1 rRNA gene is annotated in these 1,206 nt (G+C 50.3%); it reads left to right on the top strand.

What is annotated here, in order from left to right:
• Positions 1-40 precede the first annotated feature (40 nt).
• A 23S ribosomal RNA gene (locus tag EDC45_RS10315) occupies positions 41-1,206 on the top strand; the annotation flags it as partial.

The raw sequence follows: 1,206 nt of genomic DNA, 5'->3' as shown, positions 1-1,206 counted from the left end.
TTGTCATCACGGCTTCAAGTGAGAATACTTGAGGTTGTATGGTTAAGTGACAAAGCGTACAGGGCGGATGCCTTGGCAATCAGAGGCGAAGAAGGACGTGCTAATCTGCGAAAAGCTTGGATGAGTTGATAAGAAGCGTTTAATCCAAGATATCCGAATGGGGAAACCCGATGGATGAAGAATCCATCATCGTTTAATGAATCCATAGTTAAACGAGGCGAACCGGGAGAACTGAAACATCTAAGTACCCCGAGGAAAAGAAATCAACCGAGATTCTGTGAGTAGCGGCGAGCGAAAGCGGAGCAGCCGTCAGTGATAGCGACAGGGCGAGGAGAATGTGCTGGGAAGCACAATCGCAGAGGGTGATAATCCCGTATCCGAATGTTCTGTGGTGGTACTAAGCTGACATCAAGTAGGGCGGGACACGAGAAATCCTGTCTGAAGAAGGGGGGCCCATCCTCCAAGGCTAAATACTCCTGATTGACCGATAGTGAACCAGTACCGTGAGGGAAAGGCGAAAAGAACCCCGGCGAGGGGAGTGAAATAGAACCTGAAACCCTGTACGTACAAGCAGTGGGAGCCTGTAAGGGTGACTGCGTACCTTTTGTATAATGGGTCAGCGACTTATATTTTGTAGCGAGGTTAACTGAATAAGGGAGCCGAAGGGAAACCGAGTCTTAACTGGGCGTTGAGTTGCAAGGTATAGACCCGAAACCCGGTGATCTAGCCATGGGCAGGTTGAAGGTTGGGTAACACTAACTGGAGGACCGAACCGACTAATGTTGAAAAATTAGCGGATGACCTGTGGCTGGGGGTGAAAGGCCAATCAAACCGGGAGATAGCTGGTTCTCCCCGAAATCTATTTAGGTAGAGCCTTGAGCGGACACCTTCGGGGGTAGAGCACTGTTTCGGCTAGGGGTCCATCCCGGATTACCAACCCGATGCAAACTGCGAATACCGAAGAGTGATACTCAGGAGACACACGGCGGGTGCTAACGTTCGTCGTGGAGAGGGAAACAACCCAGACCGCCAGCTAAGGTCCCAAAGTTTATATTAAGTGGGAAACGAAGTGGGAAGGCTTAGACAGCTAGGATGTTGGCTTAGAAGCAGCCATCATTTAAAGAAAGCGTAATAGCTCACTAGTCGAGTCGGCCTGCGCGGAAGATGTAACGGGGCTCAAATATAGCACCGAAGCTGCGGCATCAG

The organism is Mesocricetibacter intestinalis (assembly GCF_004363295.1).
Classification (GTDB): domain Bacteria; phylum Pseudomonadota; class Gammaproteobacteria; order Enterobacterales; family Pasteurellaceae; genus Mesocricetibacter; species Mesocricetibacter intestinalis.
This window is presented reverse-complemented; position numbering and strand designations above follow the sequence as displayed.